Genomic DNA, 15,589 nt, shown 5'->3' with positions numbered 1-15,589 from the left:
ACGACTGCTCGAACCCATGCCCAGAATCTTATGGAGACCCACTGACAAGAATTGCCGCGATGTGACCACTGAAGCTACAGTGACAGAAGGGACTACGCCGACCGATCACCTAACCCGCGTCGGTAGCGCACTTCGTCCATCTGCGCCCCCGCAATGGTTTTCGTCTGCCGACCGCGGTCGCGGCTCCATCCGTCGCGTCCGTAGAACCGTCGCGCACGCGCGTTGCCATCCAGCACCCACAGCGCGGCCTCGGTGAAACCGTGTCGGCGCAACTGCTCTCGGGTGGCGACGATCAACTTCCGCCCCACGCCAGTGTCCCAATGATCAGGGTCGACGTAGATCGCTAGCAGCTCAGCGCTATGCGGCAACTCTACGCCTCGATAGGGCCCGAACATGGCCAGGCCGCAGACAGTTTCGCCGGTCACCGCGACCAAGGTCGTCGGCGACTCTGGTCCGGTGCGGTGAAAAGCGTATTTGGCGGCCCAGACTTCGGGTTTGAGACTGTCCAGGTAGGCCTGTGCGATCAGTCCCCGGTAGGCCACCTGCCAGGCCCGCACGTGCACGCGGGCTACGGCCAGGGCATCCTCTGGAGCGGCCGGGCGGATCTCCGTCACCCTTGGCGCCTGGGCCGCGGGCGTTCGCTCGCGAAGCCGCGGACCACGTGCGCACGGACGAACTCGGCAACCACATCGGGATCGTCCATATCGCGTATCGGCGAAGCCGTACTGAACAGCGAGAACAGTATGCGCGCGAACCATTCTCCCGCAGACTCGACGTCGAGGTCCTTTCGAACTTCGCCGGTGAGTTTGGCGGCCGAAAGATACGGCGCGAAAAAGTCGACGCATTCGCGCAACAGCACCGCGGCGTCCTTGGTCAGCAGCAAGCTGATCGCGTCCTCGTCAAAGTACTCTTCCGAGGCGATCGCCCGTCGGGCCTGGGTCACGAATACCGCTGCATAAGAGAGCTTTTCCTCCAGGGAGCTGCCCCGGTCCATCGCTCTGGACATCTCACGGTAGAACTGCTCGGAAGCCTGCTCGGCACAGGCTTCCAGAATGGCGCCCTTGTCCCGGAAGTACTCGTAGATCGTGCTGCGGGATATGTTGGCTTCCTTGGCAATATCGACGATCGTTGTCTTCAGCAGGCCGTACTTGCGGAAGCAGGCGTACGCCGACTCGAGGATGAGTTCACGGGTCTCGGTCGCTTGGGTGAAGGCAGGCGATTGGGTCATCAGGGCACCAGAGCTCCTCGGGGCACCAAACCCGCATCGGCGGCGGCGAATGCGTCGTTGACCTCGGCCAAGTGGAATGGCTCGGGCATCAGAGTGACAACGCGGTCACCCACAGCGAGGGGCGTTCCGGTGGCGTCGTTGGTCAGTCCCTCGCCGAGTTCGGCTATCTCGCACACCATTTCGTGGCCCATGGCGAACGGACACGGCAGCGGCAGCTCTCCGCGGAAGATGTGCAAGTCGGATCCGCAGATGCCGGCCATGCGAAGTTTGAGCACTGCGGTTCCGGGAGCCGGTGTGGTGAGCGGAAACTCGGCCAGCTCGATCGGGCCGCCAGGTGCGGTCAACACAGCGATTTTGGGCACGTTGGTCTCCTCAGTCGGACCGAGCGAGGATCAGGCCGCTGGTCGGCACACCGGTGCCCGAAGTAACCAGTACGTGTTCGACATCGTCGACCTGGTTGTGCGACGTGCCCCGCACCTGACGCACGCCTTCGGTGATGCCGTTCATGCCGTGAATGTACGCCTCGCCGAGGAGTCCGCCGTTGGTGTTGATCGGCAGTGTGCCGCCCAGCGACAGGTTCTCGACGGTCGCGAAGTACTTGGCCTCTCCGCGCCCGCAGAAGCCGAGTTCCTCGAGTTGGGTGAACACGAACGGCGTGAAATGGTCGTAGATGAATGCGGTTTGAATGTCCTGAGGCTTGAGCCCCGAATCACGCCACAGTTGCCGGGCCACCACGCCCATCTCGGGGAGACCGGTGATGTCCTCGCGGTAATAGCTGGTCATCATCTCGCCGTTGGCGGCCGCGCCCTGAGCCGCCGCAGTGATCACCGCCGGCGGCTGCTTGAGGTCGCGGGCACGCTCGGCACTGGTGACGACGAGGGCGACGCCGCCGTCGCTCTCCTGGCAGCAATCCAGCAGCCGCAGCACGGGTTCGATGATCCAGCGCGAATTCTGATGGTCTTCCAAGGTGATGGGGCGTTGGTAGAACCACGCATCGGGGTTCTTTGCCGCATGCGCACGGTCGACGACGGCGATCCTGCCGAAGTCCTCGTTGGTGACGCCGTATGTCGACATGTAGCGCTGCGCGTGCAGCGCGACCCAGGCTGCGGGAGTGAGCAATCCGAACGGGGCGTAGTGCGCCATGAACAGCGGGGTCTCGGCGCTGGTGCGTCCGCTTCCGCCGAACCGGAAGCCGGAACGCTCGTTGAACGCGCGCCAGCACACCACCACGTCGGCGACACCGGTGGCGACGGCCATCGCCGCGTGCACGACGGTGCCGGCTGCGGCGCCGCCGCCGTGGTGGACGCGGCTGAAGAAACTGAGGTCTCCGATTCCGACGTTGCGGGCGATGTCGATCTCGTCGCTGGAGTCCATGGTGAACGTGACCATGCCGTCGACATCGGCGGGCGCCAGGCCGGCATCGTCCAAGGCTGCGCTGACCGCCTCGCACGCCAATTGCAGTTCGCTGCGGCCGGATTCTTTGGAAAACTCGGTCTGGCCGATGCCCACAATGGCGGTGGCGCCGGGCAGCGTGCTACTCATACGCCGGCTCCGTCAAGCAGGCTGAGGACCGCGGTGCCCGAAACGTGATTCCCCAGGCTGTTAGCGCCCTGGAATGTCACCTCGACGAAATTTTCTCCACCGTTTCCCTCGGTCTTGCTGGTGACGCTGCCGGTAAAACGCAGCGGGTCGTCCGGAAAGCACGGCACGCCAAGGCGAATCGACAAATTCTTGACCATCGCCTCCGGGCCGGCCCAGTCGGTGAGGAAGCGCACGCAATATCCGTTGGTGGTCAGGATGTTCATGAACAAGTTAGGCGAGCCCTGCTTGTTGGCGTAGTCGCGGTCATGGTGCACCGGCATGAAGTCGCGGGAAGCGATCGCTCCGGCGACGATCATCGTTGTGGTGATGGGGATTTCGAGCGCCGTCACGTCGTCGCCCACCGCTATGTCGGCCCACTTCAACGTGTCGTGCCTGGCAGTCGTCATGGGTGTCCTTCCGAATACGTTGCGCCGAGGCGGGCCAGCTGGGCAGTTGCCGGGCCGAGGGTGAGTTCGTTGTGTTTGGCCCACAGGAAGTAGCGGTGCAGGGGATAGCTGGTGTCGATCCCGATGCCGCCGTGCACTTGCTGGGTGGTGGCAGCGACGCGGGCGCCGGCCTCGGCGGCCCAGAATTTCGCAATCCGCGCGGCGCGGTCGGCGGGCCTTCCGTTCGCGATCAGCCAAGCCGCATGCCAGGTTGTCCAGCGGATCGCCTCGACGTCGATGAAAGCGTCGGCCATCCGCTGTTGCACCGCCTGGAAACTGCCGATCGGGCGGCCGAATTGCTCACGCTGCGTGGTGTACGCGGCGGCCATTCGCAAGGCCCGCTCGGCCACGCCGACCTGAATTGCGCACAACCCCACGAGGGCGCGAGTGTGCAGCGACTCGACCAGTTGCTCGCCGGGTGCGCCCAGCCGGTCCTCGTCGGAAACTGGTGCGCCGTCGAGGAATACGCCGGCGTGCGGTTCGCCGTTGGTGGTCTTCACCGGCCGGATCTCCACGCCGCTCGCGTCGGTGGTCACCAGGAACAAGCCGACGTCGCTGTCTTCCAGGCGGGCCGGGATCAGCAGCGTGTCGGCGATCTGGGCGGCGGGCACCAACTCTTTGGTGCCGTCGAGCCGCCATCGCGACCCGTCGCGTCGCGCCGTGGTAGCCGGCGTCAGCGGATCCGAACGTTCAGGCTCGCACAGACCGGCAGTGAGGATGCGGGTTCCGGCAATCACCCCTGGCAAAAACCGCTGCTGTTGCTCGGCATTGCCGAATCGGGCGATGGGATCGGCGCCCAGCAACAGCGTCGGGTAGGCAGGTACCGGCGCCACGCTCCACCCGACCTCGGCCAGCAGCACCCCCAGTTCGACAAAGCCGCCGCCATTCCCGCCCACCGACTGCGGCAACGCGATACCCAGCAGATCAGCGGCCGCCAGCTCTTGCCACAACGCCTTGTCGTAGCGCATGCCGCCGGATTCCAACTCCGTCAACCGTTCCGGGGTGGCGCGGCGCTCAAACAAGTCACGGGCGAGCTTGGCGACCGTCTCCTGCTCTTCGCTGAACGTAAAGTCCATCGGGCGCTACCTCTTTGCCGGCCGGAACTGGTGCAGCACCAGGTCCCCGTCGAAGGATCGGTAGTAAACCTCGACCGGCATTCCGACCGTCACGTCGGACGGGTCGATGTCGGTCAGGTTCGACACCAGCCGCACGCCTTCCTCGAGTTCCACCAGTACGACGATGTAGGGATAGTCGAAAAAAGGGAACCGTGGATGATGCGGCATCACGTAGCTGTACACGGTGCCGCGGCCCGACGACTCAACCGCATCCCAGTCCAGGGAGCGGCAGGTGGGGCACATCGGGCGGGGTGGGTGCCGCAGCTCCCCGCACCCGTCACAGCGCTGGATCAGGACTTTGTTGTCCCGCAACCCATTCCAGAAGAATTCGGTGTCCGCGCTGATGGTCGGCGGCAGTCGGGTAGCCATCAGCGCTCCGGCCTGAATCGCAACACCCGGAATCGCTGCCGGCCCAGCACCTCGCCATCTTGGTCGGTGTAGGTGGTCAGCCAGGTCAGGAAAAAACCAGTACCCAGCGCCGTCTTCTTTTCGTCGGACACCGACTCGTAGACCGTTGTCGCGCTGATGATGTCGCCCAGCCTCGGGTACCGTTCGATATCGAACTCCGAGTTGGTCGCCACTGTGCTGGTATAGCCGGCCTCGTCGAGGAATGCCGTTGGGTTGGATCTGACTTCGACGGGTGCGCCGCCGCGGTCACCGATTCCCTCGAGGATCGGAGACGGCATCGTCCAGGTCTGCAGCATCACCGGGGGCGACACGATACCGCCGAACCGCGAGGCTGCTGCGAACTCCGGGTCGAGGTACACCGGGTTCATGTCAGCCAGCGCGTAGGCCCAGTGCCGGATCATCGGCTGATTGACGGGATCCGGTGCCACCGAGGGCTTTCCGGAGCCACCGGTGGGCTGGCCGACGAGCGCCCGCACCTTGGCGCTGACGGTTTCTGTGTCGGTCATCTGTCACTTTCCTCCTGAAGGATCATGCTTTTGCGGTCCGAAGATCACGAGGTGCTCGCGGCATGAGCAAACCCGCCATCGCGATGATGTCGCGCTGAAGTTCGTTTGCGCCGCCGCCGAAGGTGTTGATCACCGCCATCCGGTAAGCGGATTCGAGCGCGCCGCGTAGGGGAGCTTCGGTGCCGCGGCGTATTCCGTTGCCGTCGAGCACTTCCAGCAGTTCGCGCGCCACCTGCTGGGTCAGCTCGGTGCCGAACACCTTGGCGGCCGACGCCTCCCCCATGTTGAGCATGCCTTTCGTCATCGCCGCGTTCACCCGAACGTTCACCAGCTTGTACGCGGCCACCTGCGCCTCGACCCGGGCCAGCGCCAGCTGCACCCAGGGCTGGTCGATGACGCGCCCGCCATCCAACTCGGTGGTGGTAGCCCACTGCAGTGTCTTCTCGAACAGCGGCTCGAGTGCGCCGAGATTGCCCAGGGCGGCTCGCTCGAAGTTCAGCTGCGTGGTGATCAGCTGCCATCCGAGGTTCTCGCCGGCCACGATCGCACTGGCCGGAACCCGCACGTCGTCGTAGAAGGTGTAGAACGTGGAGATGCCCGGCATGGTGTGCAGCGGCCGCCAGGAGAACCCGGGCGACGTCGTCGGCACGATGAAGATGGAAATCCCCTTGTGCTTCTTGACGTTCGGATCGGTGCGGGCAGCCAGCCAGATGTAGTCGGCATAGGCGGCGCCGCTGGTGAACATCTTCTGGCCATTGATCACGTACTCGTCACCATCTCTAACCGCAGTGGTGCGTAGCGACGCCAAATCGCTGCCCGCCTCCGGCTCGGAGTAACCGATCGCGAACTCCACGCTGCCGTCCAGAATCGCCGGCAGAAACTTCTGCTTCTGCTCTTCGGAACCGTATTGCATGAGGGTCGGCCCGACAGTATTGAGCGTCACCAGCGGTATCGGTGCGTTGACCCGTCGCGCCTCTTCAGCGAAGATGAACTGTTCGATCGCCGAGAATCCGCGTCCGCCATACTCTTTCGGCCACCCGACACCGAGCAGGTCGGCCGCTGCCAGCGCGCGTACGCATTCGCGCACCTCGGGACCACCTTCGATGCGATCGCTGATCGCGGCGATGCGCTCCGGCGTCATCACCTGCTCGAGCGTGGCTCGGATCTCGGCGCGCAACTGCTCCTGTTCGGGCGTGTATTCGAGGTGCATGCCTCAGCTCCCCAGCCGTACCGGCATGCGCTTCACCCCGGGAACCATGGTGGCCCGCATCCGGTCCACCCCACCGACGAGCTCAAGCTTGGGGAAGCGGCGCAGCAATTCCTCGAACAACACCGTCGCCTCCAGACGCGCCAATTGCGCTCCGACGCAGGAATGTTCGCCGCATCCGAACGCGATGTGCGGGTTGGGATGACGGGTCACCTTGAACTCTTCGGCGTCGGGACCGAATATCTCCTCGTCCCGGTTGGCCGAGCCGTACAGCATCACCACCACGTCACCGGCGCGGATCAGCTGCCCGCGGATCTCGACGTCGGCAGTCGCGGTACGGGCCATGTGGACCACCGGGCTGTTCCACCGCAGCATTTCCTCGACGGCGCCGGGGATCAGCGCGGGGTCGTCGACCAGCAGGCGGCACTGGTCGGGATGTGCGATAAGGGCCAGTGTGCCCAGCGCGATCAAGTTGCGGGTGGTCTCGTTGCCGGCCACCAGCAGCAGAAACGCGAAGTTGAGCAGGTCCTCGTCGGTGAGCCTGTGCTCGTCGATCTCAGCCTCGGCCAATACCGATAGCAAGTCGTCGCGTGGCTCGGCACGGCGGGCGGCGATCAGTTTCTGGAAGTACTCGAAGAGCTGGCCGGCCGCCACCAAAGGCTCCAGCTCGATCTCGGGGTCGGCTGTGCCGGTGGCCGCATCCGACCAAGCCCGGAACTGCTCCCAGTCATCGGGTGGCGCGCCGATCAGCTCGGCGATCATGCGGGTCGGCAGCGGAGCCGCGATCTCTTCGGCGAACTCGTGCACCGAATCGGGTTCGACGCCGTCCAGGACGCCCCGCACGATCTCACGGATTTTGGGTTCCAGTACGGCCACCCGGCGCCGGGTGAAGCCCGAGTTGATCAGCTTGCGCATCTGCCGGTGCCGCGGCGGATCGGTGAAGATCAGGGCGCCCTCCTGCACCGGGTTGGGCAGCGCCGGGTCCGGGATGGTGATGCCCTTGGTCGAGGAGAACAGGGCCGGACTGCTCGACACGAAGCGGATGTCCTCGTACTTCAGCAGTGCCCAGAAGTTGGTGACGTCGTTCCAGCACACCGGCTCGGTGGCGCGCAGCTCGCGGTACGCGGGGTAGGGGTCGCCGGCGTAGAAATCGGGGGAGTGCAGCGGAAATGGCGTGCGCACGGGCGGCCCCCTCGCGATGATCCGACAGATTGGGTCAATCTGTCCTGCAAACTGTGTCTACTCTGAGCTGGCCCCAACTGTCAATACAGGCACAACATCTTGATATCGCGGGGAATTCACGTCGTCGGCGATTGACGTCGTCGTCCAGCAGGTGTACACCAAATGTTTAAATGACTGATGTTGGTGAGGTAGCAGATGACCGAGCAAGCAATTGCAGTACCTTCGAAATTTGTCGACACCTACCAGCTCTACATCGACGGGCGCTGGGTCGAGCCGGAGGACGGTCGCTACGACGACATTTCGCCGGCCACTGAACAGGCGATCGCCACCGCGCCGGAAGCGAGTGTCGGCCAGGTCGCTGAGGCGATAGGCGCCGCGCGACGGGCCTTCGACAGCGGTCCGTGGGGCGCCATGAGCCATCAGGAGCGCGCCGCGTGCCTCAACCAGCTCGGTGACGCGTTGATGAAACACGCCGACGAGTTCGCGGCGCTCTCGCAGGTGGAGTGGGGCTGCACCGCGAACGAGCGGATCATGCAAATCGACGGTGCCGCATTCATGTCCATGCATGCAGCCCAGCTCGCCACGCAGCTGACCGACCAGGAGGTCACTGGGATCGGCGCGGGGAGGACCTTGCTGCGCCACGAGCCGCTCGGCGTCGTATCGATCCTGACGCCGTGGAATTTCCCGCACTGCCTGAACGTCATGAAGCTGAATAATGCTCTGGCAGCAGGCAATACGGTCGTCCTGAAACCCTCACCGCTGACGCCGCTGGCCGGACTCGCGCTCGCCAGGCTCATCGACGAGCACACCGACATCCCGCCGGGCGTGGTCAACGTCGTCACGCCGTCCGGCGTCGAGGCCGCCAAGCTGCTCACCACGGATCCGCGCATCGACATGATCAGCTTTACCGGCAGTTCGGCGGTGGGCCGCCAGGTCATGGCTGCGGCGGGCGACAGCCTGAAGCGGATCCTGCTGGAGCTAGGCGGTAAGTCGGCGAGCATCATCCTCGACGACACGGTGGTCACCGACGAGATGTTGCAGCAGATGCTGTTCGACTGTTGTTCCATGCATGCCGGCCAGGCCTGCATCCTGCACAGCCGCTTGCTTGTTCCCGACTCGCTGCACGACGACGTCGTCGACCGGCTCGTCGCGCTGGCCCGCCAAGTGAAGGTAGGCGACCCCACCGATCCCGACGTGCAGATGGGGCCGCTGATCAGCGCGGCGCAGCGGGAGCGAGTTCAGGCGCACGTCGACGGCGCCCTCAGCGAGGGAGCGAACCTGGTGACCGGCGGCGGCCGGCCGGCCGGCCTGGACGTCGGATTCTATTTCGAGCCAACGATTCTCACCGATGTGGACCAGGATTCGACGATAGCCCAGGAAGAAGTGTTCGGACCGGTGTTGACGGTGCTGCGCTACCGCGACGACGACGACGCTGTCGCGATAGCGAACAACTCGCGGTATGGGCTTTCCGGTGCTGTGTGGGGGACCGATACCGACCGCGCCGTCGGGGTGGCCCGACGCATCCGCACCGGCCAGATCGCGGTCAACGGCGTCGGCCCCGGCGACGCGCCCTTCGGCGGATTCAAGCTGAGCGGGCTGGGTCGCGAGGGCGGAGGCATCGGCGGGCTGCACCAGTACATGGAGAAGAAGGCCATCGGGGTTCCCGCGTGACAGGACCCCTCTCCGGGCTCCACGTCGTCGAAATCGCTTCCGAGATCTCGGGTCCCTACGCCGCAAAGCTTTTCGTCGACCTCGGTGCCGAGGTCATCAAGGTAGAGCCCCCCGGGGGAGACCCGCTGCGGCGATGGGGGCCCTTTCCGTTGAGTCCCGCGGGCCCTTCGGATCCGGAACGAGGCGGGTTGTTCGAATACCTCAACGCCGGAAAGCGCAGCGCCACAATCAATCTGTCAGAGCCCGACGGCATCGCGGCCGCTCGTCACCTCATCGCCGGAGCGCACTTACTGATCGAGAATCAACCGCCCGGAACGCTGGAACGCTGGGGACTGGATCGTGACGTGCTGCACGCACTCAACCCAAACCTGGTGCTGCTGCGCATTTCTGCGTTCGGCCAGTGCGGACCCTGGCGTCACCGGCCGGCCACACCGCTGACCCTGCAGGGGGCGGCGGGCTGGATCAGTGACCGAGATCCAGACCGTCCGCCGGTGCAGGCCGGGGCCCGTATCACCGAGTACATCGCGGGTGCCTACGGTGCGCTGGGCGCGCTGACCGCGCTGCGGCTGCCGTCGGCCGAGATGGTAAGAGAGATCGACGTTTCCGAAATGGAGTCGCTGCTGTCGACGCTGCCGTATCCAATGCTGATGGCTGAGCGGATGCGAAGCCTCGGCCTGCCGCCCAACCGTCGTTCGGCGCCCATGCTCGGCGTCGTCCGCGCCGCCGACGGATGGGTGGGCATCAACTGCCTCACCGGACAGCACTGGCTCGACGTGTGCGCGATGCTCGGACTGCCCGAGTTCGGCGAGCATCAGATCGCCATCATGCTGGGCGGACCGGAGCGTGCCGAGTTCTTCGCCAAGGCCGAACCCCTGCTGGCCGAGCGGACCGTCGCAGAAATCGTGGAGCTCAGCCAGGCGATGCGCATTCCCGCGGCGCCGGTCAACGACGGTGCCACGGTGCTGACGTGCCCGCAGTACGCCGAGCGCGGGTTCTTCGTAAAGCAGGCGGGCTTCAAACGCCCCGGAGCACCGTTCCGGTGCTCCAAAACCCCGGTGGCACAGCCTAGTCCGGCGCCCGCCCTCGGAACGCCGCCGGCGTCGTGGACCTGCCCAAGCGAATCACTCCGTCCCACAGCAGGTTCACTGCCGTTCGCGGGACTTCGGGTGTTGGACCTGTCCACATTTTGGGCGGGTGCGTATCTGACCTGCTACCTCGGGGCGTTCGGTGCCGACATCGTCAAGGTCGAGTCCATCCAGCGACCCGACGGGCACCGCTACTCGGGCGCATTTCCTTTCGAGGGTGACGACTGGTACGAACGCAGTGCGCTCTGGCAGGCCACCAACCTGAACAAGCGCGATCTCACGCTCGACCTGACGTCGCAGCGCGGCCGTGAGATCGCCCGCCAGTTGGCCGCGCACGCCGACGTTGTCGTAGAGAACTTTTCGCCGCGGGTGGTCGAGCAGTTCGGGCTGGATTACGACTCGCTGGTATCGCTGAAGCCCGACGTGATTGCCGTGCGGATGCCCGGATTCGGGCTGCACGGCCCGTGGCGCGACTACGTCGGATGGGCGCTGAACATCGAGCAGACGTCGGGCATGTCGGCGGCAACCGGCTACCCCGACGGTCCGCCGTGCAACCTGCAAGGGCCGGCGGATCCCGTCGTCGGCGTGCACGCTGCCATCGCATTGCTCGCCGCGCTCGAGCACCGCAGCCGCACCGGTGAGGGGCAATTGATCGAGATCGCGCAGATCGAGGTCGCTGCCTGCCTGGCCGCCGAACCGGTGATCGAGTACTCGTTGACCGGTGTCGTCCCGCCGCGGGCGGGCAACCGCCGGCGCGGCTGCCTGCAGGGCGTCTATCCGACCAGCGTCGAAGATTGCTGGGTCGCGCTGTCGCTACCCGACGACGAGCTGATTGACCACGATGTGTTCGACCAGCTGGTCGCCGGCTGGACCCGCACGCAGCCTCCCGACGTAATCATCAAAACCCTACGGGCACAAGGTATTCCGGCCGAGCAACTGGTCAAGTCCGATCAGATGTATGACATCGAGCAGCTCGATGCCCGCGGGTTCTACGAGGAATTCGAACACCCGGTCACCGGAGCGCGCCGTTACCCCGGGTGGCCATTCCGCATCAGCCCCGGCCCGCCGCGACACCATCGCACGGCCCCGCCCACCCTCGGCCAGCACAACGACGAGATCCTGCGCGGTCTGGGTCTTTCCGACGACGAGGTCGGCGTCCTGCGTGAGCAGCGGGTCATCGGCGAGCGCGTGCTCAACGCATAGTGGCGATCGCCAGCAGCTTTGTCACGCCGGGCGCCGCGGATCACCACCTTAGCGGGGCTCCACCGGCACATCGAGATCGGTTTGCGCGTAGTTGAGGAAGTACGCGGTGAACACTGCGAGACCGAGATAGGTGAAGGCCTCCGTGAGCTGTTCGTCGTTCCAGCCGGCGTCGATTGCGCTGCTCCAGGTAGCATCGCTCACCTTCCCGGCGTGGGCGGTTGCCTCTCTGACCAGGCCGGCGATCGCGTCGACCTTTGCGTCGGTCGTCGCGGTGCCCGCGCACAGCGCAACAATCTGCTCGTCGTTCCACCCCGCGAGCTGTGCCAGCCGGCTGGTGATCGCGACGACATAGTCGTTGCCGACCGCGCTGGCCGCTGCCAGCATCAGCGCTGCAGACAGCTGCGGTCCGACGGTCCCATGTTCGGCGGCCGCCGTCCGCAGTGACGTGTACGCGACAAGCACCGCGGGGGAGTGGGCCATCTGGCCGTGCAGATTGAGCGGCCGTCCCGTCGGCGAGAACTGGATGACGTTTTCGAGCAGAGGGCGGCAAGCCGGCGGGGCATCGTCGACGGTGTGTGTGGGTATCCGGCTCATTTTTCTCACTTCTCCCGGGTCGGACGGTATGCGTACAAGACTGGAAGGACGGCACAGCGCAACGAAATGTGACTGAATGCGACAACCGCGTGTCACATTCCGCTGGGCTATCGCGTCCTTTAGCTTCATGAATCCTCAGTACGATCAGGTAACTGATGCGTGGCGCGCGCATCGTGCGTATCTGGTGGACCTCGCATTTCGTATGCTCGGCGACATCGGGGCGGCCGAAGATGTGGTGCAGGAGGCGTTCTTTCGCCTGTTGCAGGCGCCAATTGGCGATATCAATGACGAACGTGGCTGGCTGATCGTGGTGACCAGCCGGCTGTGTCTAGATCACATCAAGTCGGCCTCGTCGCGTCGCGAACGCCCGCATGACATGGGCGAGCAGCAATTTGGCCACCGAAGCGCGTCATCAATCGATCCCGCTGACCGGGTGACCCTCGACGACGAGGTCCGGTTGGCTCTGCTCATCATGCTCGAACGCCTCAGCCCCGCAGAGCGGGTGGCATTCGTGCTGCACGACATTTTCCAGGTGCCCTACGACACGATCGCAGCGACAGTTGGCAGCCGGGCGCCTACCTGCCGGCAGTTGGCGCATCGGGCTCGGCGCAAGATCAACGAATCCCGCGTCAGGTCACCCGGAGTGGAACCAGTCCAGCACCAGGTCGTCACGAGAGCATTCATCGATGCGTGTTCAAATGGGGACTTGGACGCGCTGCTCGAGGTGCTGGACGCGGATGTTTCGGGTGAAATCGATGCTCGCAGTGGCATTGTCGTCGTCGGCGCCGAACGCGTCGGCCGAAACATTCTGCACTTCTGGGGTCAACCCGGACATGTTCTGGTGACCCAGCCGGTGTGCGGTGAAACCGCGGTGCTGGCATTCGTCAAGCGCAAACTTGTCGGCGTTCTGGCCTTGGCGATAGACGACTGCCGAATCACGAAAATCCATGTGTTGGTGCAGCCGTCAACGCTCGGACCGCTGCGCGCCGAACTCGGTGGCGCAGGGCGGCGGAGCTGATCGAGGGAGATTCGCAATGAGCACAGCAGCACAACCAAATTCGGACGCGATGGGCTTGTGGTCAGTTCCGGTGGGGCCATCGCTGATCGTCAGGCTGGTCCTTGGGCCGTTGTCGAAATTGCTCAACCCGTTCGTCGGCGTGCTTGCCGGACGACGGTTCGTACCGCTGATCGCCCGGATCCATCATGTCGGCCGCCGGTCCGGCAAGCTGTACATGACCCCAACGGGCGCCGGCGTCGCCGGCAACACGATCGTGATTCCACTGTCGTTCGGCAATCGGTCCGACTGGGCGCGCAATGTCCGGGTCGCCGGACGGTGCGTTGTTCAGCTGAGCGGCAAGAGTTACCCCGCCACACAACCACAGTTCGTCGCTGCTGCGGAAGCGAAACCTGTTGTGAAGCAATCATTCAACGCCATCAACCGGCTCGGATTCAGACTACTGGGTATCAAGCAGTACCTGTTTCTGCGGACAACCAATCAATAACGAGGTATCGCTATGAAAACACTTGCCACACTTGATCGGCCAACCTGGCTGCCGTCGTCGGCCTGGCCCTGGCAGACATCCACGCTGAGTCAAGACCAAGGCCGCATCGCGGTCACCGACACGGGCCGGGGGCCGACGCTGGTATTCGTTCACGTCGGCAGCTGGAGCTTCGTCTGGCGTGACGTCTTGCTGCGTCTGCAGAACGATTTTCGATGTGTCACCGTCGATGCACCCGGTTGCGGGCTCAGCGACCGGCTGCCAACAGCGCCGACGCTTGCCCAGGCGGGCGATGCAGTGACCGCGGTCATCGATGCGCTGCAGCTGCGCGACATCACCCTGGTCGCCCATGACCTGGGCGGTCCGGCCGGGTTCCTGGCCGCAGCCCGCCGCGCCGACCGCATCGCCGCACTGGCGGCGGTGAACTGTTTCGCATGGAGGCCATCGGGTCCGGCGTTTAGAGGCATGCTCGCCTTGATGGGTAGTGGTCCTGTCCGTGAACTGGACGTGGCCACCAACGTGCTTGCTCGGGTGACCTCGACGGCCTTCGGCGTCGGCCGGAACTGGCGCCGCGCGGACCGCGCAGTCTTTCGGGCAGGCATTGACGCGTCGGCGCGGCGCGCCTGGCATGCCTACTTCGCCGATGCGTGCCGCGCCGAGGCCCTCTACGCCGAAGTGGACAGTGCGCTGCGCGGGTCATTGGCCGATCGGCCACTGCTGACCATCTTCGGCCAGTTCAACGATCCGCTGCGGTTTCAGCCGCGGTGGAAGGCGTTGTTTCCGACGGCACGCCAACTGAAGATTCGCCGCGGCAACCACTTTCCCATGTGCGATGACCCTGGCCTGGTGTCTTCAGCGCTTGAGTCTTTTGTGCAGCAGCCGAGTTGATCAGCCGCTTTTACCGCAGCTTTGTCACGAGGCAACCCGCATGCAAAGCTGCTCGGCATGACCGTCGCGATAGCCCGTCCCAAGCTCGAAGGAAACATCGCCGTCGGCGAAGACCGCCAGATAGGCTTCGCCGAGTTCGGCGCGCCGCAGGGGCGTCCCGTGTTCTGGCTGCACGGCACGCCGGGCGCGCGCCGGCAGATTCCGACCGAGGCGCGGGTTTACGCCGACCACCACGGCGTCCGGCTGATCGGCATCGACCGGCCCGGCATCGGCGCGTCCACACCACACCGTTACGAGACCATTTCCGCGTTCGCCGACGACCTGCGGGCCATCGCGGACACGCTCGGAATCGACAAAATGGCCGTCGTCGGACTCTCCGGTGGCGGCCCCTACGCCCTCGCCTGCGCCGCGAGGCTGCCCGATCGGGTGGTGGTGGCCGGAGTGCTCGGTGGGGTGGCGCCGACACGCGGTCCGGACGCGATCAGTGGCGGCGCGATGAACCTCGGTTTGCGGGTCGCGCCGCTGCTGAAGTTCGGGGGCAACCCGCTGCGGATAGGCGCGAGCATGCTGGTCCAGGCGATCCGGCCGGTCGCATCCCCCGCGCTCGAGGTGTATGCCCGGCTCTCGCCCGAAGCCGACCGGCACCTGCTGACCCGACCTGAATTCAAGGCCATGTTCCTCGACGACCTGCTCAACGGGAGCCGCAAGCAACTGGCCGCGCCGTTCAACGACGTCATCCTGTTCGCCAAGGACTGGGGATTCCGGCTCGACGAGGTGAAGGTCCCCGTCCGGTGGTGGCACGGCGACCACGACCACATCATTCCGTTCGCACACGGTGAGCACGTGGTTGCCCGGCTGCCCGATGCCGAACTGTTCCATTTGCCGGAGGAGAGTCATCTCGCCGGGCTCGGGCGCGGCGAAGAGATCTTGGCCACGCTGATGAAGATCTGGGACGAGCGGGCCTGAATTCCTGCCG

17 protein-coding genes are annotated in these 15,589 nt (G+C 65.1%); 6 read left to right on the top strand and 11 right to left on the bottom strand.

The genetic code is table 11. The features are described from left to right. Positions 1 to 92: 92 nt before the first annotated feature. Genes A5791_RS14700 through A5791_RS14655 form a run of 10 tightly spaced genes read right to left on the bottom strand, consistent with a single transcriptional unit; the run spans position 93 to position 7,655 of the window. The gene (locus A5791_RS14700; RefSeq protein ID WP_067237896.1) at positions 93 to 614 is read right to left on the bottom strand and encodes a GNAT family N-acetyltransferase; all 522 of its coding nucleotides are present in this window, start codon (positions 612 to 614) and stop codon (positions 93 to 95) included. Continuing rightward, positions 611 to 1,228: a TetR/AcrR family transcriptional regulator gene (locus A5791_RS14695; protein ID WP_067237893.1), complete on the bottom strand. Its 618-nt coding sequence runs from the start codon at positions 1,226 to 1,228 to the stop codon at positions 611 to 613. Before A5791_RS14695 ends, A5791_RS14700 begins: the two co-directional genes overlap by 4 nt. Next, entirely contained in the window at positions 1,228 to 1,590 is a 363-nt protein-coding gene (locus tag A5791_RS14690) for an alcohol dehydrogenase catalytic domain-containing protein (RefSeq protein ID WP_231995907.1), read from the bottom strand. The genes A5791_RS14695 and A5791_RS14690 overlap by 1 nt, the downstream gene beginning before the upstream one ends. Before the next feature lie 10 nt (positions 1,591 to 1,600). Beyond that, positions 1,601 to 2,770, bottom strand: coding sequence for a lipid-transfer protein (locus A5791_RS14685; RefSeq protein ID WP_067237886.1), 1,170 nt, complete (start codon positions 2,768 to 2,770; stop codon positions 1,601 to 1,603). Then, positions 2,767 to 3,216, bottom strand: coding sequence for a MaoC family dehydratase (locus tag A5791_RS14680; protein ID WP_067237883.1), 450 nt, complete (start codon positions 3,214 to 3,216; stop codon positions 2,767 to 2,769). The genes A5791_RS14685 and A5791_RS14680 overlap by 4 nt, the downstream gene beginning before the upstream one ends. Further along, positions 3,213 to 4,331: an acyl-CoA dehydrogenase family protein gene (locus A5791_RS14675; RefSeq protein ID WP_067237880.1), complete on the bottom strand. Its 1,119-nt coding sequence runs from the start codon at positions 4,329 to 4,331 to the stop codon at positions 3,213 to 3,215. Before A5791_RS14675 ends, A5791_RS14680 begins: the two co-directional genes overlap by 4 nt. 6 nt (positions 4,332 to 4,337) lie before the next feature. Beyond that, the gene (locus A5791_RS14670) at positions 4,338 to 4,739 is read right to left on the bottom strand and encodes a Zn-ribbon domain-containing OB-fold protein (protein ID WP_067237875.1); all 402 of its coding nucleotides are present in this window, start codon (positions 4,737 to 4,739) and stop codon (positions 4,338 to 4,340) included. After that, the gene (locus tag A5791_RS14665) at positions 4,739 to 5,284 is read right to left on the bottom strand and encodes a MaoC family dehydratase N-terminal domain-containing protein (protein ID WP_067237872.1); all 546 of its coding nucleotides are present in this window, start codon (positions 5,282 to 5,284) and stop codon (positions 4,739 to 4,741) included. Before A5791_RS14665 ends, A5791_RS14670 begins: the two co-directional genes overlap by 1 nt. A gap of 22 nt (positions 5,285 to 5,306) precedes the next feature. Further along, complete coding sequence (locus A5791_RS14660) at positions 5,307 to 6,494, bottom strand: acyl-CoA dehydrogenase family protein (protein WP_067237869.1); 1,188 nt, start codon at positions 6,492 to 6,494, stop codon at positions 5,307 to 5,309. Positions 6,495 to 6,497: 3 nt separating this feature from the next. Continuing rightward, complete coding sequence (locus A5791_RS14655; protein WP_369828074.1) at positions 6,498 to 7,655, bottom strand: cytochrome P450; 1,158 nt, start codon at positions 7,653 to 7,655, stop codon at positions 6,498 to 6,500. Between the two features lie 213 nt (positions 7,656 to 7,868). Between A5791_RS14655 and A5791_RS14650 the strand changes: the two genes are divergently transcribed. Together A5791_RS14650 and A5791_RS14645 are read left to right on the top strand one after the other, a co-directional pair. Next, entirely contained in the window at positions 7,869 to 9,344 is a 1,476-nt protein-coding gene (locus A5791_RS14650; protein ID WP_067237863.1) for an aldehyde dehydrogenase family protein, read from the top strand. Further along, entirely contained in the window at positions 9,341 to 11,632 is a 2,292-nt protein-coding gene (locus tag A5791_RS14645; protein WP_067237859.1) for a CaiB/BaiF CoA-transferase family protein, read from the top strand. Before A5791_RS14650 ends, A5791_RS14645 begins: the two co-directional genes overlap by 4 nt. A gap of 48 nt (positions 11,633 to 11,680) precedes the next feature. Here the strand turns inward: A5791_RS14645 and A5791_RS14640 are convergent, their stop codons facing one another. Further along, the gene (locus A5791_RS14640; RefSeq protein WP_067237857.1) at positions 11,681 to 12,226 is read right to left on the bottom strand and encodes a carboxymuconolactone decarboxylase family protein; all 546 of its coding nucleotides are present in this window, start codon (positions 12,224 to 12,226) and stop codon (positions 11,681 to 11,683) included. Positions 12,227 to 12,353: 127 nt separating this feature from the next. Here A5791_RS14640 and sigI point away from each other — a divergent pair, with 127 nt between their 5' ends. The 4 genes from sigI to A5791_RS14620 are packed head-to-tail and all read left to right on the top strand — an operon-like array spanning position 12,354 to position 15,579. After that, complete coding sequence (gene sigI / locus A5791_RS14635; protein ID WP_067237855.1) at positions 12,354 to 13,244, top strand: RNA polymerase sigma factor SigI; 891 nt, start codon at positions 12,354 to 12,356, stop codon at positions 13,242 to 13,244. Positions 13,245 to 13,260: 16 nt separating this feature from the next. Beyond that, a complete protein-coding gene (locus A5791_RS14630; protein WP_156661300.1) occupies positions 13,261 to 13,728 on the top strand; it encodes a nitroreductase/quinone reductase family protein in 468 nt (155 codons plus the stop codon). 6 nt (positions 13,729 to 13,734) lie between these two features. Then, a complete protein-coding gene (locus A5791_RS14625) occupies positions 13,735 to 14,613 on the top strand; it encodes an alpha/beta fold hydrolase (RefSeq protein WP_067237849.1) in 879 nt (292 codons plus the stop codon). Positions 14,614 to 14,670: 57 nt separating this feature from the next. Beyond that, positions 14,671 to 15,579, top strand: coding sequence for an alpha/beta fold hydrolase (locus tag A5791_RS14620; protein ID WP_067237845.1), 909 nt, complete (start codon positions 14,671 to 14,673; stop codon positions 15,577 to 15,579). The last annotated feature ends 10 nt before the right edge of the window (positions 15,580 to 15,589 follow it).

Source organism: Mycobacterium sp. 852002-51163_SCH5372311 (genome assembly GCF_001667115.1).
In the GTDB taxonomy this organism is placed as follows: domain Bacteria; phylum Actinomycetota; class Actinomycetes; order Mycobacteriales; family Mycobacteriaceae; genus Mycobacterium.
The sequence above is the reverse complement of the archived record's forward strand: the minus strand, read 5'-3'. Positions and strand labels throughout refer to the sequence as shown.

What these genes read in the sequence shown, in the direction of transcription:
- A5791_RS14695 (WP_067237893.1), bottom strand. Translation starts at nt 1,228, where the DNA reads ATGACCCAATCGCCTGCCTTCACCCAAGCGACCGAGACCCGTGAACTC.
- A5791_RS14685 (WP_067237886.1), bottom strand. Translation starts at nt 2,770, where the DNA reads ATGAGTAGCACGCTGCCCGGCGCCACCGCCATTGTGGGCATCGGCCAG.
- A5791_RS14680 (WP_067237883.1), bottom strand. Translation starts at nt 3,216, where the DNA reads ATGACGACTGCCAGGCACGACACGTTGAAGTGGGCCGACATAGCGGTG.
- A5791_RS14675 (WP_067237880.1), bottom strand. Translation starts at nt 4,331, where the DNA reads ATGGACTTTACGTTCAGCGAAGAGCAGGAGACGGTCGCCAAGCTCGCC.
- A5791_RS14670 (WP_067237875.1), bottom strand. Translation starts at nt 4,739, where the DNA reads ATGGCTACCCGACTGCCGCCGACCATCAGCGCGGACACCGAATTCTTC.
- A5791_RS14665 (WP_067237872.1), bottom strand. Translation starts at nt 5,284, where the DNA reads ATGACCGACACAGAAACCGTCAGCGCCAAGGTGCGGGCGCTCGTCGGC.
- A5791_RS14660 (WP_067237869.1), bottom strand. Translation starts at nt 6,494, where the DNA reads ATGCACCTCGAATACACGCCCGAACAGGAGCAGTTGCGCGCCGAGATC.
- A5791_RS14650 (WP_067237863.1), top strand. Translation starts at nt 7,869, where the DNA reads ATGACCGAGCAAGCAATTGCAGTACCTTCGAAATTTGTCGACACCTAC.
- A5791_RS14640 (WP_067237857.1), bottom strand. Translation starts at nt 12,226, where the DNA reads ATGAGCCGGATACCCACACACACCGTCGACGATGCCCCGCCGGCTTGC.
- sigI (WP_067237855.1), top strand. Translation starts at nt 12,354, where the DNA reads ATGAATCCTCAGTACGATCAGGTAACTGATGCGTGGCGCGCGCATCGT.
- A5791_RS14630 (WP_156661300.1), top strand. Translation starts at nt 13,261, where the DNA reads ATGAGCACAGCAGCACAACCAAATTCGGACGCGATGGGCTTGTGGTCA.
- A5791_RS14620 (WP_067237845.1), top strand. Translation starts at nt 14,671, where the DNA reads ATGACCGTCGCGATAGCCCGTCCCAAGCTCGAAGGAAACATCGCCGTC.